This window comes from Asticcacaulis endophyticus (assembly GCF_014652575.1).
Taxonomy (GTDB): Bacteria; Pseudomonadota; Alphaproteobacteria; order Caulobacterales; family Caulobacteraceae; genus Asticcacaulis; species Asticcacaulis endophyticus.
In genome coordinates this window covers 41,188-64,686 of the sequence record NZ_BMZB01000003.1, presented here as the reverse complement: position 1 = coordinate 64,686, position 23,499 = coordinate 41,188, and the positions used below count along the sequence as shown (strand labels likewise).

The 23,499-nt window shown below is 56.7% G+C and carries 22 protein-coding genes and 1 tRNA gene; 15 read left to right on the top strand and 8 right to left on the bottom strand.

What is annotated here, in order from left to right; all coding sequences use genetic code 11:
• Positions 1–77 precede the first annotated feature (77 nt).
• The 4 genes from gph to IE102_RS11295 all read left to right on the top strand — a co-directional run bounded on the left by gph (position 78) and on the right by IE102_RS11295 (position 3,271).
• Positions 78–764, top strand: coding sequence for a phosphoglycolate phosphatase (gene gph, locus IE102_RS11310; RefSeq protein ID WP_189486684.1), 687 nt, complete (start codon positions 78–80; stop codon positions 762–764).
• Positions 765–819: 55 nt separating this feature from the next.
• A tRNA-Val gene (locus IE102_RS11305) sits at positions 820–894 on the top strand.
• A gap of 234 nt (positions 895–1,128) precedes the next feature.
• The gene (locus IE102_RS11300; protein ID WP_189486677.1) at positions 1,129–1,386 is read left to right on the top strand and encodes a GNAT family N-acetyltransferase; all 258 of its coding nucleotides are present in this window, start codon (positions 1,129–1,131) and stop codon (positions 1,384–1,386) included.
• Positions 1,387–1,561: 175 nt separating this feature from the next.
• Positions 1,562–3,271, top strand: coding sequence for a methyl-accepting chemotaxis protein (locus IE102_RS11295; RefSeq protein WP_189486676.1), 1,710 nt, complete (start codon positions 1,562–1,564; stop codon positions 3,269–3,271).
• Here IE102_RS11295 and IE102_RS11290 read toward each other — a convergent pair.
• The gene (locus IE102_RS11290) at positions 3,268–5,115 is read right to left on the bottom strand and encodes a monovalent cation:proton antiporter-2 (CPA2) family protein (RefSeq protein WP_189486673.1); all 1,848 of its coding nucleotides are present in this window, start codon (positions 5,113–5,115) and stop codon (positions 3,268–3,270) included. The two genes, IE102_RS11295 and IE102_RS11290, sit on opposite strands and share 4 nt — an antisense overlap.
• 68 nt (positions 5,116–5,183) lie before the next feature.
• Here IE102_RS11290 and hutG point away from each other — a divergent pair, with 68 nt between their 5' ends.
• The 5 genes from hutG to IE102_RS11265 all read left to right on the top strand — a co-directional run bounded on the left by hutG (position 5,184) and on the right by IE102_RS11265 (position 9,709).
• Positions 5,184–6,017, top strand: coding sequence for an N-formylglutamate deformylase (gene hutG / locus IE102_RS11285; protein ID WP_189486671.1), 834 nt, complete (start codon positions 5,184–5,186; stop codon positions 6,015–6,017).
• A gap of 26 nt (positions 6,018–6,043) precedes the next feature.
• Complete coding sequence (locus IE102_RS11280) at positions 6,044–6,955, top strand: bifunctional 5,10-methylenetetrahydrofolate dehydrogenase/5,10-methenyltetrahydrofolate cyclohydrolase (RefSeq protein ID WP_189486669.1); 912 nt, start codon at positions 6,044–6,046, stop codon at positions 6,953–6,955.
• Between the two features lie 3 nt (positions 6,956–6,958).
• Complete coding sequence (locus IE102_RS11275) at positions 6,959–8,182, top strand: NAD(P)/FAD-dependent oxidoreductase (protein WP_189486668.1); 1,224 nt, start codon at positions 6,959–6,961, stop codon at positions 8,180–8,182.
• A gap of 102 nt (positions 8,183–8,284) precedes the next feature.
• Positions 8,285–8,998, top strand: coding sequence for a CoA transferase subunit A (locus IE102_RS11270; RefSeq protein WP_189486666.1), 714 nt, complete (start codon positions 8,285–8,287; stop codon positions 8,996–8,998).
• 69 nt (positions 8,999–9,067) lie between these two features.
• Positions 9,068–9,709 (top strand): 3-oxoacid CoA-transferase subunit B, encoded by a 642-nt coding sequence (locus IE102_RS11265; protein WP_189486664.1) that lies wholly within the window; start codon positions 9,068–9,070, stop codon positions 9,707–9,709.
• Here IE102_RS11265 and IE102_RS11260 read toward each other — a convergent pair.
• From IE102_RS11260 to IE102_RS11245, 4 genes are read right to left on the bottom strand one after another with little or no spacing between them, the layout of a single operon-like run.
• On the bottom strand, positions 9,691–10,371 hold the full coding sequence (locus IE102_RS11260; RefSeq protein WP_189486662.1) for an ABC-type transport auxiliary lipoprotein family protein: 681 nt from the start codon (positions 10,369–10,371) through the stop codon (positions 9,691–9,693). The two genes, IE102_RS11265 and IE102_RS11260, sit on opposite strands and share 19 nt — an antisense overlap.
• A complete protein-coding gene (locus IE102_RS11255; RefSeq protein WP_189486660.1) occupies positions 10,368–11,306 on the bottom strand; it encodes an MlaD family protein in 939 nt (312 codons plus the stop codon). Before IE102_RS11255 ends, IE102_RS11260 begins: the two co-directional genes overlap by 4 nt.
• Positions 11,307–11,310: 4 nt before the next feature.
• Entirely contained in the window at positions 11,311–12,132 is an 822-nt protein-coding gene (locus IE102_RS11250; RefSeq protein ID WP_189486658.1) for an ABC transporter ATP-binding protein, read from the bottom strand.
• Entirely contained in the window at positions 12,129–13,289 is a 1,161-nt protein-coding gene (locus IE102_RS11245; protein WP_189486656.1) for an MlaE family ABC transporter permease, read from the bottom strand. Before IE102_RS11245 ends, IE102_RS11250 begins: the two co-directional genes overlap by 4 nt.
• A 399-nt stretch (positions 13,290–13,688) precedes the next feature.
• Between IE102_RS11245 and IE102_RS11240 the strand changes: the two genes are divergently transcribed.
• The 3 genes from IE102_RS11240 to IE102_RS11230 are packed head-to-tail and all read left to right on the top strand — an operon-like array spanning position 13,689 to position 17,414.
• Complete coding sequence (locus IE102_RS11240) at positions 13,689–14,747, top strand: extracellular solute-binding protein (protein ID WP_189486654.1); 1,059 nt, start codon at positions 13,689–13,691, stop codon at positions 14,745–14,747.
• 9 nt (positions 14,748–14,756) lie between these two features.
• Positions 14,757–16,379: an ABC transporter permease gene (locus tag IE102_RS11235; protein WP_189486652.1), complete on the top strand. Its 1,623-nt coding sequence runs from the start codon at positions 14,757–14,759 to the stop codon at positions 16,377–16,379.
• 3 nt (positions 16,380–16,382) lie between these two features.
• On the top strand, positions 16,383–17,414 hold the full coding sequence (locus IE102_RS11230) for an ABC transporter ATP-binding protein (RefSeq protein WP_189486650.1): 1,032 nt from the start codon (positions 16,383–16,385) through the stop codon (positions 17,412–17,414).
• A 71-nt stretch (positions 17,415–17,485) separates the two neighbouring features.
• On the opposite strand, the gene IE102_RS11225 is transcribed toward IE102_RS11230, so the two are convergent.
• The gene (locus IE102_RS11225) at positions 17,486–17,737 is read right to left on the bottom strand and encodes a DUF3253 domain-containing protein (RefSeq protein WP_189486648.1); all 252 of its coding nucleotides are present in this window, start codon (positions 17,735–17,737) and stop codon (positions 17,486–17,488) included.
• Positions 17,738–17,767: 30 nt separating this feature from the next.
• Here IE102_RS11225 and IE102_RS11220 point away from each other — a divergent pair, with 30 nt between their 5' ends.
• Positions 17,768–18,205 carry a PaaI family thioesterase gene (locus IE102_RS11220; protein WP_229807719.1) on the top strand — a complete coding sequence of 146 codons (438 nt, stop codon included), beginning with the start codon at positions 17,768–17,770 and terminating at the stop codon, positions 18,203–18,205.
• 57 nt (positions 18,206–18,262) lie between these two features.
• On the opposite strand, the gene IE102_RS11215 is transcribed toward IE102_RS11220, so the two are convergent.
• Together IE102_RS11215 and IE102_RS11210 are read right to left on the bottom strand one after the other, a co-directional pair.
• Positions 18,263–19,543, bottom strand: coding sequence for a NupC/NupG family nucleoside CNT transporter (locus IE102_RS11215; RefSeq protein ID WP_189486645.1), 1,281 nt, complete (start codon positions 19,541–19,543; stop codon positions 18,263–18,265).
• Positions 19,544–19,687: 144 nt separating this feature from the next.
• A complete protein-coding gene (locus IE102_RS11210) occupies positions 19,688–20,122 on the bottom strand; it encodes an OsmC family protein (protein ID WP_189486643.1) in 435 nt (144 codons plus the stop codon).
• Positions 20,123–20,320: 198 nt separating this feature from the next.
• Here IE102_RS11210 and IE102_RS11205 point away from each other — a divergent pair, with 198 nt between their 5' ends.
• On the top strand, positions 20,321–21,511 hold the full coding sequence (locus IE102_RS11205) for an amino acid aminotransferase (protein WP_189486641.1): 1,191 nt from the start codon (positions 20,321–20,323) through the stop codon (positions 21,509–21,511).
• 291 nt (positions 21,512–21,802) lie between these two features.
• Complete coding sequence (gene leuA, locus IE102_RS11200) at positions 21,803–23,476, top strand: 2-isopropylmalate synthase (RefSeq protein WP_229807718.1); 1,674 nt, start codon at positions 21,803–21,805, stop codon at positions 23,474–23,476.
• Positions 23,477–23,499 lie beyond the last annotated feature (23 nt).

Here is a 23,499-nt window from a genome sequence, read left to right as displayed (position 1 = left end):
ATCGCGACTCATCTGTTGCAGCCTTACCGGATTTAGCCCAAAGCAGGACTAAACGCTATTACCTCACGAGTCATTATATGCCTGCCCTGCCCGATTTGCGCGATTATTGTCTGGCCTTCGATCTGGATGGAACTCTCGTCGATACGGCCCCGGATATCATCGGGACCTTGAACGACATTCTGAAAGAACATGGCGCGGAGCCTTTCCCACACAGCGCCGCCCGTGCGCTGGTCGGCAAGGGCGCGCGCTCGTTGATACAGCGCGGTTTTGCCGCGGCGGGACTGTCGCTGACGCCAGAACAGGAAGACGCTATGGTGCCGCACTTTCTGGCGCTGTACCGGGAGCGCATCGACCATGAAAGCCAGCCGTTTGACGGTGTTTTCGAGGCGCTGGACATGCTTCGCACCGCCGGGGCACATCTGGCCGTCTGCACCAATAAGCCCTATGATCTATCAGTGTTGCTGCTGACGCGCCTTGGGATGATTGAGCATTTCAAAACTGTGGTCGGTGCCGACAGCGTGGCTAATAAAAAACCCGATCCGGAACACCTTAAGGCCTGCACCGATTTTGTGGGCTTAAACCTCAGCCAGTCCATGCTGATCGGGGATTCAGAAACCGATTTTCTAACCGCGCGCAATGCCGGCGTGCCGTCAATACTGGTCAGCTTTGGTTATAATGACACGCCGGTGGCTGAACTTAAGCCCGACCGGCTTATCCACCATTTCCGCGAACTACCTGAAGCGGTCGCCGCCTGCCTGAGATAAAAGACTTGTCACCGGCGTTTTGAGCGGTTAAAGCACCGCTCCTCGCAATTGGTTCGGACTCGTAGCTCAGCGGGAGAGCATTCGCTTCACACGCGAAGGGTCACAGGTTCAATCCCTGTCGGGTCCACCATCTCCTCATTTTCTCCGAAAATTCAGAAATGCTTTTTTCTGGCGCTCAGGGCCACAGGCCCTTGGCGGCGCGCAGCCTGCGCTCCCACTTGGTCGCTAGTCGCTTCGCTCCGGCCCCATCTCACTCCAAAGTCGTTCGCTCTGCTCAGTGTACTTTGTCGTGTAATTATAAGCTCTATTGAAAGTTTACACGGGCGGTCTCATGTTTGGAGTCGATCTTCAAGGAGCGACACTCATGGCCACTGCCGTTATCGACAATACCGCCGAAAGCCGCTTTGAACTGTCGGTTGAGGGCGAAACCGCCTATGCCGATTATCATGTCATCGGCGACACGCTTTATATCGACTATGTGTATGCTCCTGATGCCTTGCGCGGTACGGGCGCGGCGGGGAAGCTGATGCAAGGGCTAGTCGATACCGTAAGCGACCGTCCGCAAAAGATCGTGCCCATCTGCGGTTATGCCGCCGCTTGGTTGAAACGCCACCGTCTTTAATTTGGCGCAATATGGGTGCGAAAAACCGCTGACACATTTCGCGCATCGCCCTTGCGGCAAACACTTACCTCTCAAGGCTTTGAAGCCCCGTTAAGTCCTTTTGGTTAACCCTATAGTTACCACTGCGACCGATAGTCGCAGCATAGGTGAATCGTTTGATTATAAGGGACTCCGCGTGGCCAAAATTCTGTCGTCGCTCAAAGGTCGCATCCTGAGCGCAGTGTTTGTCTGTATCGCCGCCGCCGTCGTGGTCACAGCCCTGCTCGATTTCGTGGCCATGAAAGGCCGGCTTGATGATCAGGTCCGCCAGCAACTGGAGTGGTCTTTAAGGGTCGCCGCCGATAAATATGCCGCCGTAGCCCCAGGCACACAGGTTGACACCAATGACGCCGGGATTGTTCAGGCGGTGCGCGCCGACAGCATCCCTGACTTCGCTGACAACAGTCTGGTCGATGACATTGGCCAGATCAACAAAGGCTATGTAACGGTTTTCAAAGCTGATGACGCCGCAGCCGATTTCGTGCGCCTGACCACCAATGTCATTAAACCCGACGGGGCCCGCGCGGTCGGCACCCCCTTGGGCAAGGACAGTGCCGCCTTCCCCGCCGTGTCTGAGGGTAAACCCTTTTTCGGTGTCGCCGCCATTGTCGGTGAAAAATACCAGACCGCCTACACGCCGGTCATCAATGCTGACGGTAAGGTCATCGGCATCATCTTTGTCGGCGCAGCTAAGGTTTCCGATCTTAATGCCGCTCTGATCGGCCAAGCCCTGAAGCTTGCGGGCATGGCGGTGATCATGCTGCTCGTGTCCTCACTCGTGGTCTACAGCCTGCTGTCGAAAGAGCTGAAAAAGATCGATAAAATATCAAATGCCGCGCGCGACATCGCTCAGGGTCAACTGGATCGCGACATCCCGCATCAAAATGACAGCGACGAAATCGGCCTGATCGGGCGCGCGATTGCTAATCTTCGCGATGCGGCCCGTGAGCGCGAAACCCTGCGCGAACAACAGGCCATTGAGGCCGCTCAGGCGCTCGCTCGTCGTGACAGTACCCAAACCGGCGTGGCCACATTTCTGCAAACCACACGCAGTCTGTTTGATATTTTAAGCAGTGATGTTCGTGCGCTTAGCCAGCTCTCCGGCGATATGCAGTCCAGCGCCACAGACACGGAAAAATCAACGGGGGCCGCGGCCCACACCAGCGACGAAGCGTCGCGCACCGTCGCCCATGTGGCCGAAGCCTCCCAGACCCTGGCGCGCGCGGTTGATGAAGTCTCAGCTTCGGTTCAAAGCACGTCCGAAGCCCTGCACAAGGCCACCGTCGAAGGCGATGCGGCTACGGTCAAGGTCGCTCAACTGGCCAATGCGGCTGAAAAAATCGATGATGTGGTGCGACTGATCCGCCAGATTGCGGCCCAGACCAACCTGCTGGCCCTCAACGCCACTATTGAGGCCGCCCGCGCCGGTGAGGCTGGCAAAGGCTTTGCCGTCGTCGCCACCGAAGTCAAATCGCTCGCCAACCAGACCGCCAAGGCGACCGAGGATATCGTGGCCCAGATCAGCGAAATCCAGACCGCCACTCGCGACACGGTCGATGCCATCACCAACATCACGTCGGTGCTGGGTGAGGTGCAAAATCTGGCTTCGGCCATGTCAGGCGCAGTCGCGGACCAAAGCGTATCGTCTTCGGCCATTTCCGATGGCGCAGCGTCGGCCGCCCGCAGTGCCGATGATACCCGTCAGGCCGTGGTCAGAGCGTCTGAGCGCGTCGCCGCCTCACGTCAGACCGCGCAGGATTTAGCTACCGCCGCCGATCGTGTATCCGGAGCCCTGTCGCGCCTGTCGGACGCGGTCGAAACCTTCGCGTCTGACCGGGCCGCTTAACGCAGGTTGGTGTTGATTTTTTCCGGGTCAGCGACATCTTCGCGCAGGATGCGCTCCAGTTCTTCGGCGCTAAGCTTGGACATATTGACCAGTTCAGGCTCATTGTCGAAGAACTCAAACGATTTTTTGAGCGTCATGACGTCATGGGCCATAAACTTCTTGGCCTTGCGCTCCATGTCCGCAGGCTTGAAGCCCAGGGCAATCATCACCTCACGCGCCATATTCAGCGACGATTCAAAGGTCTCACGCCGAAAATGATCGGCCCCGGCCTTATCCAGTTCATAGGCATGGCGACGGTTACGGGCGCGGGCATAGATTTTCAGGTTCGGAAAATACTGTTTGGCCATGCGCACGATATTCAGGGCATCCTCGGCTCCATCGACCGCCACCACCAGAACTCGCGCCTGAGCGGCACCGGCGCCGCGCAACAGATCTAGCCTAGTAGCATCCCCGAAATAGGCCGTAGACCCGAATTTGCGCACCAGTTCGATCTGGTCGGGATTATTCTCAAGCACGGTGATACCGACGCCCTGATGGCGCAGAAACCGGCCAATGACCTGACCGTAGCGACCAAAGCCCGCGATGATGACGCTGTTGCGCTCATTGATTTCATCAAATTTTCGGTCCGGCAAAACCGTCAAAAACCGCGGCACGATATAGCGGGCATATAGCTCCATAATCAGCGGCGTGCAGGCGATCGATATGGCCACGATCAGCATGAGCGAACGATACATCTCGCCGCCGATAATCCGTAAGCCATAGATCATCTGAAACAATACGAAGGCGAATTCCCCACCCTGCGCCAGCCCCAGTGCCAGCCCCAGGTTTTCCTCGCCGCTAAAGCCAAACCATTTGGCCAGAGCCATGATAACCACGGCCTTAACGGCAATCAGCCCAAGGACAGCCGCCATCAGACCAAACGGATTATCAAGCAGGACATCGAAATTCATGCCCATGCCGACCGAGATAAAAAACAGGCCCAGCAGCAAGCCCTTAAATGGCTCGATATCGGTCTCAATCGTGCGCTTATATTCAGAGTTGGCGAGGATCACCCCGCCAATAAAGGCCCCCAAGGCCGGAGATACCCCCACCATTTCCATCAGCACGGTCGTACCCACCACCAGCGCCAGAGAGGTCGCCGTAAACAATTCACGCAAGTTGGTCTTCGCCACCGCATGAAACAGCTTGGGCAGGATAAAGCGCGCGGCCATGACCATGGTGCCGAGCACCAGAACGACGGCCCCCGCCTGCATCCATGCCGGTGCGCCCGCTAATAACCCATCGGCATGGCCGGCCTCGTTGGCGATCCGGCTTTCGGGCACCCCAAGCGAGGCCGCCAGAAACGGCAACAGGATCAGAATAAAAATGACGGCTATGTCCTGAAACAACAGGACCGAAAACGAGGTCTGCCCCACATTGGTGTGCAGCAGCTTTTTCTCTTGCAGCATCTGCATAACAAGGGCCGTCGACGACAGTGACAGAGCCATGCCGACCGCCAGCGTCGTCTGCCAGTCATGGCCCATAGCCACCCCAATGAGCATGATCGCCACACTGGTGACCACCACCTGCAAGCCGCCCATGCCAATAATCGAGCGCCGTAACCGCCACAAGGTGTCCGGCTCAAGCTCAAGCCCAATCAGGAACAACATCATGATCACGCCAAATTCGGCAAAGCCCATGATCCGTTCCGGCTGGTCAATCAACCCCAGAGCAAATGGCCCGATCAGAACACCGACAATCAGGTAGCCCAGAACCGAACCGAGCTTAAAACGCGATGCCAGCGGCACCACCACGCAGGCGGCCGCCAGAAAGATGAAGATGTTGATCAGTAATTTCGATTCCATGACGTGTCAGTAGATACCCCAACTCCGCCGCGCTTGACAGACATCAACGAACACGGCTCACATAAATCATGGATGAAACCACAGCCTCTGCGGATATGGCTATATTTGAGCACCAGCCCGGCGACGGACCACTGGTGATTGCCGCCCCGCATGTCGGCACCCATCTGCCCGAAGATATTGCCGTTCGTATGACACCGACGGGACAGAGTGTGGGCGAAACCGATTTTCATGTTCACCGGCTTTACGATTTTGCCCGCGATCTGGGCGCCAGCACATTATGGGCGACCCATAGCCGCTATGTCATTGATCTTAATCGTCCGCCTGATGGTGGCGCGCTATATCCTGGCAAATTCGAGACAGCCCTGTGCCCGCTGACGGATTTTGATCTTCAGCCGCTGTATATCGCAGGGCTGGAGCCCGATGCCGCTGAGGTTGAACACCGACGGCTGCAGTATCACGCACCCTATCATCAACGATTGACTGAGATTCTGGCCGCGACCCGCGTGCGGCATGGCTATGCCTTGCTGATTGACGCCCACTCGATCCGCAGCGCGATCCCCAGCCTGTTCAGCGGGTCATTGCCGGATATCAATCTGGGCAGCAATGACGGACAAACCCTGTCGCCAGAATTGCTTGGCATGATACGCGACTGGCAAGAGACGCCATCACCGTTTTCCAGCGTGCTCGATGGCCGCTTTAAGGGCGGCTACACGACCCGCCATTATGGTCGGCCTGTGATCAACCAGTTCAGCCTTCAGACCGAGATTGTGCAGGATCGGTATCTCGATACAGCCGACCCGCGCACATTCCATCCTGAGCTTGCGATGGCCATGTCAATGCGCCTGAAATCGCTAGTTGAGGCCTTGCTTTCTCACCTTGAGCGGTCTTATAGACCGGGTTAGTTGCAACAGCGCGCGAGCCTTTTTTTATGACCGACACCAATCTGGGCAATATTATCGACGGGTTTGGCTACGCCAAGGGTCTGCGGGACCGACTGGCGGTCAAGGTTGCGGAACTGAAGGCCGCCCACGGTATAACGCCTTGCCTGGTGGTCGTTATTGTCGGTGACGATCCGGCCAGCCAGATTTATGTCAAGAATAAGGGCGAAAGCACGCGAGCCATCGGCATGGAGTCGCGCACCATCACCTTGCCGGACACCACGACCGAAGATGACTTGCTGAAATTGATCGCTGAACTGAATGCCGACAGCGCGGTCAATGGCATATTGGTGCAGTTACCCCTGCCTAAGCATATGTCGTCGCTTAAGGTGATTGACGCCATCGATCCGCTCAAAGACGTGGACGGTTTCCACGTTGAAAATGCCGGGAAACTGGCCGTGGGTCTTGACGGCATTGTCCCCTGCACCCCATTAGGCAGCCTGATGCTGCTGAAAGATGCCGTCAAAACTCACGGCGACGGATCGCTTTCGGGTATGAACGCCGTCATCGTAGGGCGCTCAAATATTGTCGGCAAACCGATGGCGCAATTGCTGCTTAATCAGGATTGCACGGTAACCATTGCGCATTCAAAAACCAGAAATCTCAAAGAATTATGCCTGACGGCTGATATTCTGGTTGCGGCGGTCGGTCGCCCCAAATTCATCGCAGGCGATTGGGTCAAGGACGGCGCCTATGTCATCGATGTCGGCATCAACCGCATCGAGGTTGACGGCAAATCCAAAGTAGTTGGCGATGTCGATTTCGAGGCCGCCAAGCTGCGCGCCAAGGCGATTACGCCAGTGCCGCGCGGCGTCGGGCCAATGACCATTGCCTGCCTTTTGAACAACACCCTGCATGCTGCATGCCTGCAACACGGTCTGCCCGCACCGGAAGGGCTATAACCCATGGCCGTGGTGATCATCGGCGCGGGTCATGCCGGGGGCAGTGCCGCGGCCTTTCTGCGGCAATATGGCTATGAGGGCGAGATCACCCTGATCGGGGCGGAAGCCTACCTGCCCTATCAGCGCCCCCCACTATCTAAGGCGTGGCTGAAAGGCGAAGCCGAGGAAGAAGACCTCTATCTGCGTCCGGGCAGTTTTTACGCTGAAAAAAATATCACGGTGCGCTTTAACACTCGCGTATCAACGATTGACCGTGAAGCCCAACAGATTGAACTGAGCGATGGCGCCCGTATCGGCTACAACCATCTGATACTCGCCACCGGATCGACCGCGCGGTCGTTTGCGGCAGCGTATGCGGAAGCTCCTATCTACAGGCTTCACACGATCGAGCAAGCGGAAGCATTGAAATCGCGTCTGATGCCGAGTGAACCTATTGGATTAATTGGTGCCGGATATGTTGGCCTCGAAGTCGCCGCAGCAGCCCGCAAACTTGGTTGTATAGTCTCCATTTTTGAGCGCGAAGAACGTATTCTAGCGCGTGTAGCCTCTCGTGCTATTTCGGATTTTTTTACGCGCGTTCATAAAGATAACGGTGTCAATTTCCACCTTGGTTCCACGATCGAGGTTGTCGCCCCCAGAGACAATGGGGACGTTACGGTTCAATTAAACACCGGTGAAGGCTTCCCGTTTTACCTGCTGCTGGTCGGTATTGGTGCCCTGCCCTGCGATGATCTGGCGCGCGCCTGCGGTCTGCTTTGTGAAAACGGGGTGCAGGTCGATCATGAGGCCCGCACGTCTGATCCGAACATCTTTGCCATCGGCGATGTGACCTCGCGCATGGTGCAGCCGTTTTATGAGGGCCGCTACCGTCTGGAGAGCGTGCCCAATGCGCTGGAACAAGCTAAGCAAGCCGCCGCAGCCATTGCAGGCTCCAAACCGCCCGCCCCGGAAGTGCCGTGGTTTTGGTCCGATCAATATGACTATAAGCTGCAGATCGCGGGCCTGATCCCGCCGGTGTCAAACACGGTTGTGCGCGGTGATCCTGATGATGGGGCGTTCAGTGTATTCCATCTCGATGATGACCACCGTTTGCGCGCCGCCGAATGCGTCAATCGCCCCGCCGATTTCATGGCCGCCAAGCAACTGATTGCCAAGGGTGTGCCGCTCGATCCGTCCGTCGTGGCCGACGCTGCGGCGTCGCTCAAACCATTTCTGACGGCAGGGTAAATCACATAATTTTGCCGCAGCGCAGCGTATTTGCGCGTGACAAATCAAGCCGATATGGCATAGCCTCGCCCCAACATAAACGCACCAGGGCGAGGCACGCACATGACATCGGCCAGCAAGGTTTACACAGACGCCAAAGGCGCACTTGACGGGCTGCTGTTCGACGGCATGACCATCATGTCCGGCGGATTTGGTCTCTGCGGCATCCCGGAAAACCTGATCGCCGCCGTGCGTGATGCGGGCACCAAAGATCTTACCGTCATTTCCAATAATGCCGGGGTTGATGGATTTGGCTTAGGGATGCTGCTCAATACCCGCCAAATCAAAAAAATGATCTCGTCCTACGTCGGGGAAAACAAAGAATTTGAGCGCCAGTATCTGGCCGGTGAGCTTGAACTGGAGTTCAACCCGCAAGGCACGCTGGCCGAGCGTATCCGCGCCGGTGGCGCTGGTATTCCGGGGTTTTATACCGCGACCGGCTATGGCACTCTGGTGGCAGAGGGTAAGGAAACTAAAGACTTTAACGGCAAAAACTATGTGCTGGAAACGGGCCTTGTCGCTGACCTGTCGATCATCAAGGCCTGGAAGGGTGATGCCCGCGGCAATCTGATTTTCCGCAAGACGGCCCGCAACTTTAATCCGATGATGGCGACCGCCGGGAAAATCTGCGTGGCCGAGGTCGAAGAAATCGTGCCGGTGGGCGCGCTCGATCCCGACCATATCCACACCCCCGGCATCTATGTTGACCGCATCGTGCAGGGCACGTTTGAAAAGCGCATTGAGCAGCGGACTATCCGCCAAACTGAAGGAGTTTAAGCAAGGGGCAAGCCCCCTACCCTAAACTTGGTGACGGCTGCACTGTTTGTACTAGATAGGAAAATACATATGCCTTGGACACGAGATCAGTTAGCCGAGCGCGCCGCCAAGGAATTGCAGGACGGCTATTACGTCAATCTGGGCATCGGCATTCCGACCCTTGTGGCCAACCACATTCCCGCAGGAATGACGGTCACCCTGCAATCGGAAAACGGTATGCTGGGCATGGGCCCCTTCCCGACCGAGGCCGAGATCGACGCTGATTTGATCAATGCGGGTAAGCAGACCATTACCGAACTGGATGAAACTGCTTATTTCTCATCATCAGATTCGTTTGCCATGATCCGCGGCGGCCATATCGACCTGACCATTTTGGGGGCTATGGAAGTCGCTCAAAACGGCGACATCGCCAACTGGATGATCCCCGGAAAGCTGGTCAAGGGTATGGGCGGGGCTATGGATCTGGTAGCCGGTGTTAAGCGCGTGGTTGTGGTCATGGAACACGCCAATAAGCACGGCGAATCCAAGGTGCTAAAGGCCTGCACCCTGCCACTAACCGGCACCCAGGTAGTCAATCTGATTATCTCGACGCTGGGCGTATTTGAGGTCAAACCGGACGGCTCCGGCCTGATACTCAAAGAGTTAGCACCCGACGTGACACTGGACGACGTGGCCCGCCTGACCGATGCCGATTACGAGGTCGGGCTCTGAACCACCAGAGCCTGCCCCTTCACCGTCCCTTCGGCAAAGGCCACGATATCGGCAATCATGAGGGTCGTGGCCTCTTCGTAGGCCGGGACAATCTCGCCGACCCGGTTGCTGCCCGCCTTGACCTCCCGCGACAGATATTTGTGCGCCACCGCCGTGCGGTTCGACAAGCGCACCATCGTCACATCCAGAGCGATCACCACCGTCGGCTGACGCTTGGCATAGGCGGTCTCAAAGCGGCGCACCTGAATGTCCAGCCGGTATTTGGCGGCCCCGCGTCCACGATCCGACAGTCGAACATGTTTGGCCACCCGGTCAAAGCCTTCGGACACAGCGCTTTCAAACAGGGTATCAGCCGGCGATGCCCAGCGCGCGCCTTCGATATAGGACACGAGTGAGTTTTCGGTCGTAAGAATGCCATCCCCTGCCGCTGCCTTGGGCAGATTGATGCCGGAGATGTAGACCTCAGCCGCTTCACCACCTGTGACGGGCTCAGACGCGACCTCATTGCCGCTTTTAAGCAAATCGGCATTGAAGCCAAAGCGATAAAGCTGCACCGGATCGACATTGGGCAGCAGGGTGATACAGCCACCAAGCGCGGTTGACGCGGTCAAAACCGCCCCAAGGGTCAGTAACTGGCGGCGGGAAACCATATGACGGTTCATTCTTTGACCTTTCTGTCCTTGGCGACGGGTTTGCTGATCAGGCCCTGCGGGCTTGAGCGGGCCTCTTCGACCAGTTGTTCCAGCGACCGGGTCGCTTCGTTGAGGTTTTGCAGGGTTTCCTGAATATCCGGCAAGGTGGTCTCCGACACTTCGGTCGCGGGGGCCTCTAAGGCGACCGCCAGCTTTGCCAGTTCGTCCGACGCCTTGCCGAACCGCTCAGCCGCATCTTCCATCTTGGCCAGCGTCTGGGGTGCCCGCTCACCGACCAGGGCGTCGGTGGACTTAGCCAGGCGCGCCACCTCATCGGCAGCCAACCCCGCACTGACGATCGCCTCATGGGTATCGTTGAGCATCTGCTCACGATCTTTGAGATCGGCGGTAAAATTTTCTATATTTTCAAGACTTTTGGTCAGAGTCATCAGGTTCTTATCCGACAGCAGCCGGTTGACGCGGTCAAGGGTCGTGTAGGCGTTCTGGATCACCGAGCCCCCACCTTGCAGCAGCAAATCAAGCGCGCCGGGCTTACCCTTAATCACCGGATTAGGGCCAGACAGGCTCTTGCGCACAAGATAAGGCGATTTATTGCCGCCGGGTGTGATCTGAATATAGTTGAGACCGGTGACGCCCATCGGCTCTAAGGTCGCGGTCGAATCCACCCGCACCGGCGTTTCCCCGTCAAGACGCACGGTTGCGATCACCTGCTTGTTGTCGACCTTGCCCAGACGCAGATCCGTGACTTCACCGACCTTGATGCCGTTGAAGTGGACCTCTCCGCCTTCGACCAGACCGCTGACCGAGGAGGTAAAGACGACATCATAGGTGTCATAGCTCTGGTTAAAATCAAAGCGAACCAGCCAGAACGTGAAGGCCAGCCCCGCCGCCAGCAGCAGCAGGGTCACGAGGCCCACAAAGGCATAATGAGCTTGTCTTTCCATCGTCTCAGCTTTCCTGATCGCCAGAAGGGGTATGATCGCGCATCTTTCCGCCTAAGCGGCCGCGCGGACCATGAAAATATTCGTGTATCCACGGATGGTCTGATTTTTCCAGTTCCAGCGGTGGCGCCTTGGCCACCACATGCTTGTCGGCCAGAACCGCCACCTCATCCGTAATGGTATAAAGGCTATCAAGGTCATGGGTGATCATAAAGACCGTCAGCCCCAGACTTGACGCCAGTTCCTTAATCAACGCATCGAACGCGGCCGCCGAAATCGGGTCAAGCCCCGCCGTCGGCTCATCCAGAAATAATAGTTCCGGATCAAGCGCCAGAGAGCGCGCCAGTGCGGCCCGTTTGATCATCCCGCCTGACAGTTCCGACGGCATCAGGTCAGCCGCATTGAGCGGCAGACCCGCCAGCGACATTTTCAACAGGCCAATACGCTTGGATTCGCGCCGGTTCAGTTTGGTGAACTCAGCCATCGGCACCATGATGTTTTCCAGCACGGTCAGCGAGGAAAACAATGCCCCGCTCTGGAACAGAACGCCACTGCGCGACTGGACATCGAGTTTCTGTTTTTTGGACGCGGTCGCAATATCCTGACCGAAAATATTGATCTGACCGGATTTGAACCGCAAAAGCCCCAGAATGGATTTCAGCAACACGGTCTTGCCAGAGCCCGACCCGCCAACCACGCCTAAGATTTTGCCGCGCTCAACCGTTAGATCGAGATCCTGATGGATGACGCGATCACCGAACTGATTGACAAGCCCACGGATTTCTATCGGCGGCCCATCATTGCGGGTTGTGGATTCATACGCACTCATTGGGCGGGCACTCCCTGCAACAGAAGGGCAAACACCGCATCAATGACAAAGATGGCAAAAATCGCCTGTACCACCGCGCGCGTCACCTGACGGCCGAGTGAGATCACATCCTCGGTCACCGTCATGCCCATGTGGCAGCCGATGATGGCAATGGCGGCCGCATAGAACGGTGTTTTGACCATGCCGACAAAGAAATGGCTGATATCAACATAGTCGAGCGTGCGTTGCAGGATCATCGGCGGGCCGTAGTCCAGCGTCGTCCAGATAATCCCAAAACCGCCGATCATCCCCGCCATCGACCCCACAAATGTAATCAGCGGGATCATCAAAACAAGGCCGATCAGGCGCGGTAGCACCAACGCTTCGTAAGGATCGATGCCCATGACCCGCATGGCGTCAATTTCCTGGTTCATCTTCATGGCGCCGATTTCCGCAGCAAAGCTGGAGGCGCTGCGTCCGGCCAGCAGCACCGCCGTGATCAGCGGGCCCAGTTCACGCAGTTCGGCAATACCGACCAGTTCGATACTAAAGACCTGCGCCCCGAACTGGCTCAACTGCATCGCCCCCAGAAAGGCAATGACTGCACCGATAAACAGGTTTGAGGCGACCACGATCGGGATCGCTTCGAGTCCGGCGCGCTGCATCAGGCTGACAAGCGGGGTAAGCCTCAGCTTCAAAGGGTTGAAGATCGTCGCGATCAGCGTAACGACCGTGCGCCCGATAAAGGACAGCAAGGCGGTAAAAATTGCCAGATTGACCGCAACACCCGCCCCCAGCTTGGCCAGACCACGGATAATCGGGTTTTCACTTTCTTCGCGGCGGACATGGTCTTCGTGGAACTCATCAACCGTCAGATCGCGTCCGCTAACCAGATCATAAAGCCCACGAAAATTGTCCTGCCCGACGAATATCTCCCCGCGCACCCGATCACCAATGACCGCGCTCAAAAGATAAGCCCCGGCGGTATCAAGCTGCTCTAAGGCACCAGAATCAACCTCGATAGAGCTAAAGGCCTTCAGATCGCCTTTAAGGCGCGGCGCGATGCCGCCTATATTGCCTATGCGCCAGTCACCGCTGAGCGTGAGCCGACCATAGCCGTCTTGCTCCCCCACAGGTTCGATGCGGTATTTTGCTTTGTCGTTGCGCTTGTTGGCCATAAAGACTGTTGAAATACCTAAGTAATTTAAAAATCATGAACATGGCCGTCTAAACGCAGGCTCATATTTTAGAACAGACCGGATTTAACCGGGCAAACGACCGATACAAAAATGAGAATGATCGTTCATTCTCACACAATATCACCTAACGCTCAACCTTATTCGGGTCAAGTGGTTATGATTACCCTGAAAATGAAGGGATGACAAAATAAGGGCTCCATTTATTTTCTGACGCGCCGTTTATACCACGCCATAATTTGTAAAAATGGAATGCGAAGCCTATACCGTATCTCAATTCATTCATAAAAATCCGGCAAATGACCCCATCGCGCTTGCGAATAATTCTCATACATGCCAAACAGACCGCACTTAAATGGTATGCGTGAAAGGTTTGTAGTCATGACTTTGATTTCCGCCCGTTTTCTAGCCCTTGCCGCCGTTATCGGACTGTCGGCCTGTGGCAAACCCTCCGAAGACACCAAACCGGCAGCACCTGTCGCAACCAAAGGCCAGGTCAATGTCTACACCGCCCGCCATTACGATGCCGACAACCTAATCTATGAAGCCTTCACCAAGGAAACCGGCATCAAGGTCAATCGTCTGGAGATACAGCCCGACCAATTGGTTGAGCGCATGAAGGCCGAAGGCGAAGGCTCACCTGCCGATGTCATCCTGATGGCCGATGCCGGTGCCTTATGGAAGGCCTCCGACGCCGGTCTGTTCCAGCCGTTGGAATCGCCGGTCATTAATGCCGCCGTTCCGGAAAACCTGCGTGAACCTAACCATCTGTGGTTTGGCTTCTCCAAGCGTGCGCGCGTGATTGTGTACGACAAGGCCAAGGTTAAACCTGAAGAAGTCGCCACCTACGAAGCCCTGGCCAGCCCTCGTTTTAAGGGCAAGGTGTGCGTCCGCTCTTCCGATAACGTTTATAACCTGTCGCTGATGGCCGCGTTCATTCAGCACTGGGGCCCGAAAAAGTCGCTCGACTGGGCCAAGGGCGTGGTCGCCAACATGGCCCGCGATCCGCAAGGCGGCGATATTGATCAAATCAAAGCCGTCAGCGTCGGGGCGTGCGAAGTCGCTTTGTCCAACTCCTATTACTACATGCGCCTGCTACACCACGAAAGTGAAATCGACCCGAAGGTCGCCCAGACTACGGCCTTAAGCTTCCCCGATGTCGCGGGCCAGGGCACTCACGTCAATATTTCCGGTGGCGGCATGGCCAAATACGCGACCAATAAAAAGGAAGCTCAGGCGTTCCTTGAGTACATGACCTCAAAGAAAGCCCAGACCATTTTTGCTCAGGCCAATGGCGAATATCCGGTCGTCCCGTCAGACGAGACGCCTGCCTATATTCAGGCGATTTCCAGCTTCAAGGCCGATCCGTTATCGGTCACGACCTATGGTGCCAACCAGTCTGAAGCTCAAAAAATCTACGATAAAGCGGGGTGGAAATAATCCCCCTCCATGCCTGACGCTGCCGCACCTTCTCCGGTTTCTACGTCCGGGCGCCCTGAGCGCACCGACTGGAGCGGTGCGGCCTTTAAGGCAGGTGCGGTCCTTGCGGTCTGCGTGACCCTGTTGCCCATTTTGGCTGTAGTTTATAAGGCGTTTGAATCGGGACAATCGCTTAACCTGCCCGATTTTCCTGTCATGCGCTATACCCTGACCAGTGCCGCGCTTGTGACATGGGTGGCTGTCATTACGGTTGCGCTGGGTACGGTCGCCGCATGGCTTGTGGCCATGCATGAGTTTCCGGGCCGTCGCTTCTTTTCGTGGGCACTGGTGCTGCCACTGGCCTGTCCGGCCTTTGTGCTGGCCTACGGCTGGAGCGATTTTCTGGATGTCGCCTCACCGTTTCGGGCCTGGCTTTATGGTGTGCTGGGTTATGATGTCCCGCTCAATATGCGCAATTTTTATGGCGCGGTTTTCGTCTTAAGTTTCGCCTATTTCCCCTATATTTATCTGACACTTAAAACTGCTTTTTTAAACCAGTCTGTCTGCGCGATTGAAACGGCACGGATGTTGGGCGTAAGGTCCAACGACATCTTCCTGCGCCTGTCGCTGCCCATATGCCGACCGGCCCTGATCGCCGGCATGGCGCTGGTGATCATGGAATGTCTGGCTGATTATGGCGCGGTCAACTTCTTAGGGGTGCAGACCCTGACCACCGGCGTCGTGCGGGCGTGGTCGGTGTTTGGCTCTACCGAACTGGCGGCGCGTCTGGCCCTGTGCCTGATCGGGGCGACGGCGTTTTTGCTGCTGATCGAGCGCACCCAGCGCCATAACCGTAGCTATTCGGCGGCCTCGGCACGTTGGCGTGAGTTAAACGCCCTGCCCTTGAGCCGCCCCAAGCAATGGCTGGCAACGGTCTATTGTGCGCTGCTGCTGGCGTTTGGGGTTGTCATCCCCGTAGCGTGGCTGATCTACCGCGCCATCAAAACATCTCCCGACGTTCAGCGCCTGCTGGACGCCGCCGTCAGCACATTGGGCCTGAGTATAGCGGGTGCGGCCATCACCCTTGTGCTTGCTACTCTAGTGGCCTTTGGGTTTAGAAAAAGCCGCGCCATTTCCAATCTGATGAGCATCGGCTACGCCACGCCTGGCGCTGTCATGGCCATCGGGCTATTGGTGCCTGCCGCGATCCTGTGGCAAGGTTTTGCCATTCAGAACAGCTTTTGGATCGGCATCGCCCTGCTTTTGATCGCCTATGCCGCCCGCCTGATGGCGTCCGCGTTTGAGCCGATCAAGGCCGGCCTTACCCGCATCCAGCCCAATCTCGCCTTGGCCAGCCGTACCCTTGGGGCCACAAAGACGCAAGCCATCCGGCGCGTGGAATTGCCGCTGGTTCGTGGCACATTCATGGCCGCGGCACTGTTGGTGTTTGTCGATATCGCCAAGGAACTGCCCGCCACCCTGATCCTGCGACCCTTCCAGTTGGAAAGCCTGGCCGTGCTGGCCGACCGCTACGCCAGTGATGAAAGATTGTCACAGGCGGCCTGGCCCAGCCTGTTGATCCTTGCGGTATCGCTCATTCCATCCCTATACCTGTCTTTACGCATTGATGCTTCGCGTACCGGAAACAAATAAATCATGCCTGCCCTGCTGGAAATTACCGATGTCAAACGCGCCTTTGGCGGCCATAAGGCGGTCGATGGGGTGTCGCTTAGCTTGAACGAGGGCGAGATTACCTGCCTTCTGGGGCCATCGGGCTGCGGGAAATCGACCCTGTTGCGGTTGATATCTGGCCTTGAAACCATCGAAGGCGGCACTATCGCTGCAAATGGTGTCGTTCTGTCGGGCAAGGGCATCCATGTGCCGCCGGAAAAGCGCGATATGGGCTTTGTGTTTCAAGACTACGCCCTGTTTCCGCACCTGAGCGTGCGCGACAATATCGGCTTTGGACTTAAGCATTTAAGCGTGGCTGAACGCGATGAGCGCATCAATAGTCTGCTGGCCACAGTCCGCCTCAGCGACAAAGCCAAACTCTACCCTTCGTCGTTGTCCGGCGGGGAGCAGCAACGCATCGCACTGGCGCGCGCCCTCGCCCGTCATCCACGGTTGATTCTGCTGGATGAGCCGTTTTCCGGCCTTGATGCCCACCTGAAATCCGAGGTGCGCGAAGCCACGCTCAATATTCTGGAAACCACCGGCACCACCGCCATCATGGTCACCCACGACGCCGAAGAAGCCCTCAGCATGGGCCATGCCCTAGCGCTGATGAACGAAGGCAAGATCATCCAGACCGGCACGCCCGAAGAGTGCTACTTCAATCCGGCCTCACTAGTGGCGGCACGGTTATTGGGGGAAACCAATCTGGTGCCCGGTAAGCATATGGGCGATCATATCACGTCCGGATTCGGCAGCATTCCGGCCAAGGGTCCGGCGGCGATCAAGCTGACCCTGTGCATCCGCCCCGAAGCCTTTGTGGTTGAGGATGCGGCGACCGATCTGACGTCAGAGGTTTTAGTCACCGCCTATCGTTATCACGGCGCCTATTGCGATCTTGTGCTTAAAGCGCCGAATGGCGACGAGGCCCACGCCCATGTGTCATCGCTTAGGCCCTACACGGTCGGGCAAACCGTCCATGTCCGGCTGGAGCCAAAGCTGGTCTCGGTGTTTTAGCTTTTTAAGAACTCCCCCTGTTGCAGGGGGAGCTGATTTAAACGCTCGCGTTTAGATCAGAGGGGGTAACCTTATTCACCCTCAATCGGCAACCGCAGCCGGTAAATACCCTTGAACGTATTCGGATCAGCAGGCTTGCCCTTACGCAAAACCTCAATCTTGCCCTGCCGTGCGAGGCCGACCACGGTGGTGCGCACTTTAGGCAGTTGACGACGCCACATTTCCGGGTCTACAGCCTGAGCCACCTGGTTGGGATTGATACTTTCCCCCGGCGGCGCCTTCGATAGCAGGTCGAAAATAGCATCTTCTATGGATAGCGACATAACATAAGTCCGATGTGCAGGAGTAAGCCCGTGGCCGATAATTTAAGTCTTGAACCGGTAATGATTGAAGACGGCGAATTCAAGGGCTGGTTCCTGTCGCCTAAACAAGACCCCTATGTCAAGCTGATCGGGCCGTTTTATTATCAGTTCGATGACGCTGGCCATATGCGCGTCGCCATGAAAGTCGATGAGCGCCATATGAATGGCGGCGGCATTATGCACGGCGGGTCTATGTTGTCGCTGGCTGATACGGCGCTGTTTGCCTTTGCCGTGGGTGACCTCGAAGGCTCGCGCGGGGTGACCATGCAACTGGATTCGCAGTTCTTAAACCCCGGCAATGTTGGCGATATTGTCATTGCCACCGGCGAAGTCGTTCGCTCAGGCCGCACAACCATATTCGCGCGCGGTATGCTGCACGTCGGCGATAAGCCGATCATTGCCTTTTCAGGTGTAATCAGAAAGTTCTAGCAAGCGCAATCCAAAAAGTGTGAAGCGGTTTTTGGATAAATTGCGCGACCTAAAAAACTACCGCGCGAACAGGTTTGACGGTAGCGCACCTACCACCGCAGCTGTCAGACAGGTGGCGACAAAGCCCGCGAACAACGCTTTCCACACAAGGCTAAGTACCTCTTCGCGACGTTCGGGCATAAGTACACTCAGGCCCGTGACCGTAATCCCGACGGAACCGATATTGGCAAAGCCGCAGATGGCATAGGTCAGCAGCATCCGCGTACGCTCGCTCATTTCGGTCGCCGGAATGGCCCCCAGCTTAAGGAAGGCCACGAACTCGGTCAGGGTTAGTTTCACCCCCAAAATCCACCCTGCCTTTTGCGCCTCTTCCCATGGCACGCCGATCAGCCAAGCCAGAGGGGAGAAAGCGATCCCTAAGATACGCTCAAGCGTTACCGCTTCACCGCCGACCAGCGGCAGGCCCGACAGCATGACATTGACCAGCGACACCAAGGCCACAAACACGATCAGGATGGCGGAGATATTCATCACCACCATCAGGCCGTCGCTGGTGCCCTTAACGATGGCGTCGATGGCGGAATCGTATTTGAGCGAGCTATCGTAATCGGCGTAATAGCCGCCCTCGCCTTCTTTTTCCGGCACGATCACACGCGACAGCAAGACACCTGCCGGTGCAGACAGGATCGACGCCACCAGCACATGTCCGGCGGCATTAGGCAGTACATCCCGCAGGATCAGCGCATAGGCGACCATGGTTGAACCCGCAACCGTCGCCAGCCCCACCACCATCATCATGAACACTTCGGAGCGTGATAACTTCGACAGATACGCCTTAATGACAATTGGGCTTTCGATCATGCCCAAAAAGATGTTGGTCGCTACCGCCAGCGCCGATGCCCCGCCCAGCCCCATCGTCTTTTGGAACAGGAATCCGAATGCCTGTGTGATCCATTTCAGGATATGCCAGTGCCATAATAGCGCCGACAGGGCCGAAATCACCAGAATGAGCGGTAAAACTTCAAAGGCAAAAACGAACAATCCGCCCTGATTGACGACCTGATAGGGCTGATTACCACCACCCAGATAGCCGAACACGAACTGTGTGCCCTGACGGGTAGCCAGCGCCAGACCATCCACGGCTGAATTGACGGCATCCAGCACAATTTGAGCCTGTGGCACGCCAAAAAACAGCAGGATCAGCCCGACCTGAACGCCGATCGCGCCGATGGTCAGCACAAAGGGAAACTTTCGTTTATTCTCCGACAATACCCAGCAGGCAAACAACATGACGGCAATGCCGATCAGGCTCTGGATATTGTGAAAACCGTAGGTCATGAACGGAAAAGGCCTTTGAAAAAACTATCAAAGGCCTCTATCCGATAACATGTGAAACCAAGGCAAGCGCTTTTTTGAAACGCACCCGTAAATGGCCGTAAATTGCGCGCTGACTGGTAAAAAGGCGACAAAATCGCGCTTAAATTATGCCAGCACGGCCTCAAGCGTGATCGGCACTGCCGATAAGGCTTTTGAGATCGGGCAATTAGCCTTGGCACCGGCGGCCACTTCCTGAAACTGTTCATCAGAAATGCCGGGGATGGTGGCTTTCAGTTTCAGCTTGATACCCGCAATGGCAAACCCGCCATCGGCCTGCTGAAGGTCGACTTCGGCATCGGTCGACATATGGTCAGCCGTAAAGCCCGCCTTCCCCAAAGCAAACGCCAAAGCCATCGTGAAACAGCCCGAATGAGCCGCCGCGATCAGTTCTTCAGGGTTAGTCCCCGCCTTGCCGTCGGTGTTTTCAAAGCGCAGTTTGAACGAATAGGGCTGATCGGTGAATACCCCGCTCTGGGTCGTCAGACCGCCCTGCCCCGTGGCGCCGTCGCCGCTCCATTTTGCCGTAGCCGTGCGTAACATGGGATGACCTTTCCTGTTTCGGTGAATGTGAGACTAAAACGCTAAACCATAGTCCGCCCGCGTGACAGTAAATTTATCATCAGGCGGCGCATCAAAGACGAAAGGTAATTCTATTCCGCAATGGATGCCTTTTTGAATAGTTTCCGTTGACACCATATGCTAAACACCCGGCGAAAAGTTTCACCGGATACCTGTTACATGACCGATGCCGCCACCGCCCAGCGCGACCCGTTTGCCGCCCTCAAGGATCAGCCCGCCGATGGACTGCTGGCCCTGATCGGTATGTACCGCAGCGATCCGCGCGCCAATAAGATCGATCTGGGCGTAGGCGTCTATCGCAATGCTGATGGGCAAACGCCGGTCATGGCCGCCGTTAAGATCGCCGAGCAACGCCTGCTGACCGAACAAACCTCCAAGTCCTATCTGGGGCCGGAAGGCGACCCGGTCTATGTGGAGTTGTTAAAGCCTCTGGCGTTTGGCGAAGCGTTAGCCACATCAAAACGCCTGATTGGGGTACAAACCCCCGGCGGCACCGGCGCACTAAAACTGATTGCGGAACTGTTGAAACTGACCGGTTCGCGCGTCTTTGTCGGCACGCCGACCTGGCCCAACCACGGTCCGATTTTTAAGTCTGCGGGCGTTGATGTCATTGAGCATCCGTTCTTTGATAAGACGACCCAAACCGTCCGGTTCGATGAGATGATGGCGGCCTTGATGGCGGCGCGGGCCGGTGATGCGGTTCTGCTGCATGGCTGCTGTCACAATCCGGCGGGGGCTGAATTCACGGCGGCTCAATGGCAGGTTTTGGGCGATTTCATCCTTGAGCGCGGTCTGCTGCCGATCATTGATCTGGCCTATCAGGGGCTGGGCAACGGCCTTGAAGACGATGCGAAGGCCATGCGCGCCTTGCTGGCCGCTGTACCTAATGCCCTGATCGCCTATTCGTGCGATAAGAATTTCGGCCTTTACCGCGAACGGGTCGGCGCGATCTATGCGCTGGCGGCGACGGAAAGTCTGACTCAGCGCGTACTTGGCAATATTTTGGTGATTGCGCGCACCCACTGGTCGATGCCGCCCGATCATGGTGGGGCGATTGTGCGCACTATCTTACAGGATGCCGAACTGACCCAGATCTGGAAGGACGAACTGGCCGAAACTCAAGGCCGTCTGGTGGAACTGCGAATGCTGCTGGCTGCCGCCCATCCGCGACTGGCGCCTATGGCGGCCCAAACCGGCATGTTCTCGCTTCTGCCGCTGTCGCCGGATCAGGTCACATCCTTGCGCGAAGACCACGGTATCTATATGGCCGGTTCCGGTCGTATTAATATCGCAGGTCTTACGGTTGAAAACATCCCGGCGCTGGCGGCTGCCCTTAAGCCCTACCTCTGATCGTTCCTCGTTCTTCATTGACCTTGCGGGATGGGTGTGAGATAGGGTGCGCCCAAAGATTCAGCATAATTCCGGTTCAGGAATTGACTGGTGCTGAGGTCGTTACGGGTGTAATTTATGGCGACGGATCAAACGTCTAAGACATGTGCGAATATTGCCGGTGCCTGCGCACAGGCGGCGCTCATTATGCGACTTATGGGCCGCTGTCGGGACTGACGGCGCCCCGACGGCTGGAACCATCGCCGTTGTCACATGTTTTGATCTATCCGTATTTTGTGGTGTACCACCCCTATGATGTTAAAAAATCCCGCCGATAAATACCGCCCGTTTGACCTGGGCGTCGATATGTCCGACCGGACATGGCCGTCTAAATCCATCACTGCCGCCCCGCGCTGGTTGTCGACTGACCTGCGCGACGGCAATCAGGCTCTGGCCGATCCGATGGACGTCGAAAAGAAGATGCGCTTCTGGAACAAGCTGATGGAAGTCGGCCTGAAAGAAGTCGAGGTCGGCTTTCCGTCCGCGTCACAGATCGAGTTCGATTTTGTGCGCAAACTGATCGAAGGCAGCCATATCCCTGATGATGTCGCCGTTCAGGTGTTGGTGCAGTCGCGCGAAGATCTGATTGCGCGCACCTTTGAGTCGCTGAAAGGTGCCAAACAGGCGATCGTTCACCTGTATAACGCCACCTCGCCTTTGTTCCGGCGGGTCGTGTTCGGTCTGGAAAAGGCCGATGTGATCGCTTTGGCCGTCAAGGGCGCTACCGCCATCATGGCTGAGGCCGCCAAACAGCCTGACACCAAGTGGATGTTTGAATATTCACCGGAGACGTTTTCGGCCACGGAACTTGATTTCGCGGTTGAGGTCTGTGAGCGCGTCATGGACGTGTTTGGGGCCACGCAGGAAAACCCGGTGATCCTGAACCTGCCGGCCACGGTTGAGGTCTCCATGCCCAACCTCTATGCCGATCAGATCGAGTATTTCTGTCGCAAGTTGTCGCGCCGGGATTCGGCTATTATCTCAATCCACCCGCATAATGACCGCGGCACCGGCATCGCCGCCGCCGAATTGTCGCTGCTGGCGGGTGCTGACCGGATCGAAGGCTGCCTGTTCGGCAATGGTGAGCGTACCGGCAATGTCGATCTGGTGACCCTGGCGCTGAATCTCTATACGCAGGGCATCACGCCAAACCTTGATTTCTCCGATATCCGTTCGGTTGTGCGCACAGTCGAGTACTGCAACGCCCTGCCCGTCCATCCGCGCCACCCCTATGCCGGTGAACTGGTGTTCACGGCCTTTTCGGGATCGCACCAGGACGCCATCCGCAAAGGCTTTGCCGCCCACGAACAGCGCAATGACGGTATCTGGGAAATGCCCTATCTGCCGATTGATCCGGCCGATCTGGGCGAAAGCTATGAAGCGGTTATTCGCGTCAATTCCCAGTCGGGTAAGGGCGGCATCGCCTGGATACTGGAGCAGGATAAGGGCTTGAAACTGCCGCGTCGGTTTCAGGTCGATTTCTCCCGCAAGATTCAGGAAATCGCCGATGCGACGGGCAAGGAAATGCACGCCGAAGACATCTGGCATGCGTTTGAAGGGGCTTACCACCTGAACGGCGAACAAAAATATGAACTGCTCGAATATGCGGATTCTGGTATTTTGCGGACGGGCGGAGAGCGCCTGTTTGCCGGTCGTATTCGTCATGACGGGGTCGAAGTGCCGGTCAATGGTCGTGGCAACGGATTGATATCCTCGGCAGTCAATGCGCTAAACGACAGCTATGGGCTGGGCCTCGAAGTCGTCGATTTCCACGAACATGCGCTTTACAAAGGCACGGACGCCAAGGCCGTCGCCTATGTCGAGTGTAAAACGCCCGATGACCGCAAGGTGTTTGGGGTTGGTATCGATTCCGATACGGCCACGGCGTCGGTAAAGGCCATACTATCAGCCGCCAACGCATTGTAAGCCTCCGCGAAAAGTCCTTCGCT

Coding starts and splice junctions, on each gene's coding strand:
- IE102_RS11245 (WP_189486656.1), bottom strand. CDS start 13,289: ATGGCCAACAAGCGCAACGACAAAGCAAAATACCGCATCGAACCTGTG.
- IE102_RS11205 (WP_189486641.1), top strand. CDS start 20,321: ATGACCGATGCCGCCACCGCCCAGCGCGACCCGTTTGCCGCCCTCAAG.
- IE102_RS11230 (WP_189486650.1), top strand. CDS start 16,383: ATGCCTGCCCTGCTGGAAATTACCGATGTCAAACGCGCCTTTGGCGGC.
- IE102_RS11270 (WP_189486666.1), top strand. CDS start 8,285: ATGACATCGGCCAGCAAGGTTTACACAGACGCCAAAGGCGCACTTGAC.
- IE102_RS11225 (WP_189486648.1), bottom strand. CDS start 17,737: ATGTCGCTATCCATAGAAGATGCTATTTTCGACCTGCTATCGAAGGCG.
- IE102_RS11300 (WP_189486677.1), top strand. CDS start 1,129: ATGGCCACTGCCGTTATCGACAATACCGCCGAAAGCCGCTTTGAACTG.
- hutG (WP_189486671.1), top strand. CDS start 5,184: ATGGATGAAACCACAGCCTCTGCGGATATGGCTATATTTGAGCACCAG.
- IE102_RS11275 (WP_189486668.1), top strand. CDS start 6,959: ATGGCCGTGGTGATCATCGGCGCGGGTCATGCCGGGGGCAGTGCCGCG.
- gph (WP_189486684.1), top strand. CDS start 78: ATGCCTGCCCTGCCCGATTTGCGCGATTATTGTCTGGCCTTCGATCTG.
- IE102_RS11250 (WP_189486658.1), bottom strand. CDS start 12,132: ATGAGTGCGTATGAATCCACAACCCGCAATGATGGGCCGCCGATAGAA.
- IE102_RS11215 (WP_189486645.1), bottom strand. CDS start 19,543: ATGACCTACGGTTTTCACAATATCCAGAGCCTGATCGGCATTGCCGTC.
- IE102_RS11280 (WP_189486669.1), top strand. CDS start 6,044: ATGACCGACACCAATCTGGGCAATATTATCGACGGGTTTGGCTACGCC.
- IE102_RS11210 (WP_189486643.1), bottom strand. CDS start 20,122: ATGTTACGCACGGCTACGGCAAAATGGAGCGGCGACGGCGCCACGGGG.
- leuA (WP_229807718.1), top strand. CDS start 21,803: ATGATGTTAAAAAATCCCGCCGATAAATACCGCCCGTTTGACCTGGGC.
- IE102_RS11235 (WP_189486652.1), top strand. CDS start 14,757: ATGCCTGACGCTGCCGCACCTTCTCCGGTTTCTACGTCCGGGCGCCCT.
- IE102_RS11265 (WP_189486664.1), top strand. CDS start 9,068: ATGCCTTGGACACGAGATCAGTTAGCCGAGCGCGCCGCCAAGGAATTG.
- IE102_RS11290 (WP_189486673.1), bottom strand. CDS start 5,115: ATGGAATCGAAATTACTGATCAACATCTTCATCTTTCTGGCGGCCGCC.
- IE102_RS11255 (WP_189486660.1), bottom strand. CDS start 11,306: ATGGAAAGACAAGCTCATTATGCCTTTGTGGGCCTCGTGACCCTGCTG.
- IE102_RS11260 (WP_189486662.1), bottom strand. CDS start 10,371: ATGAACCGTCATATGGTTTCCCGCCGCCAGTTACTGACCCTTGGGGCG.
- IE102_RS11240 (WP_189486654.1), top strand. CDS start 13,689: ATGACTTTGATTTCCGCCCGTTTTCTAGCCCTTGCCGCCGTTATCGGA.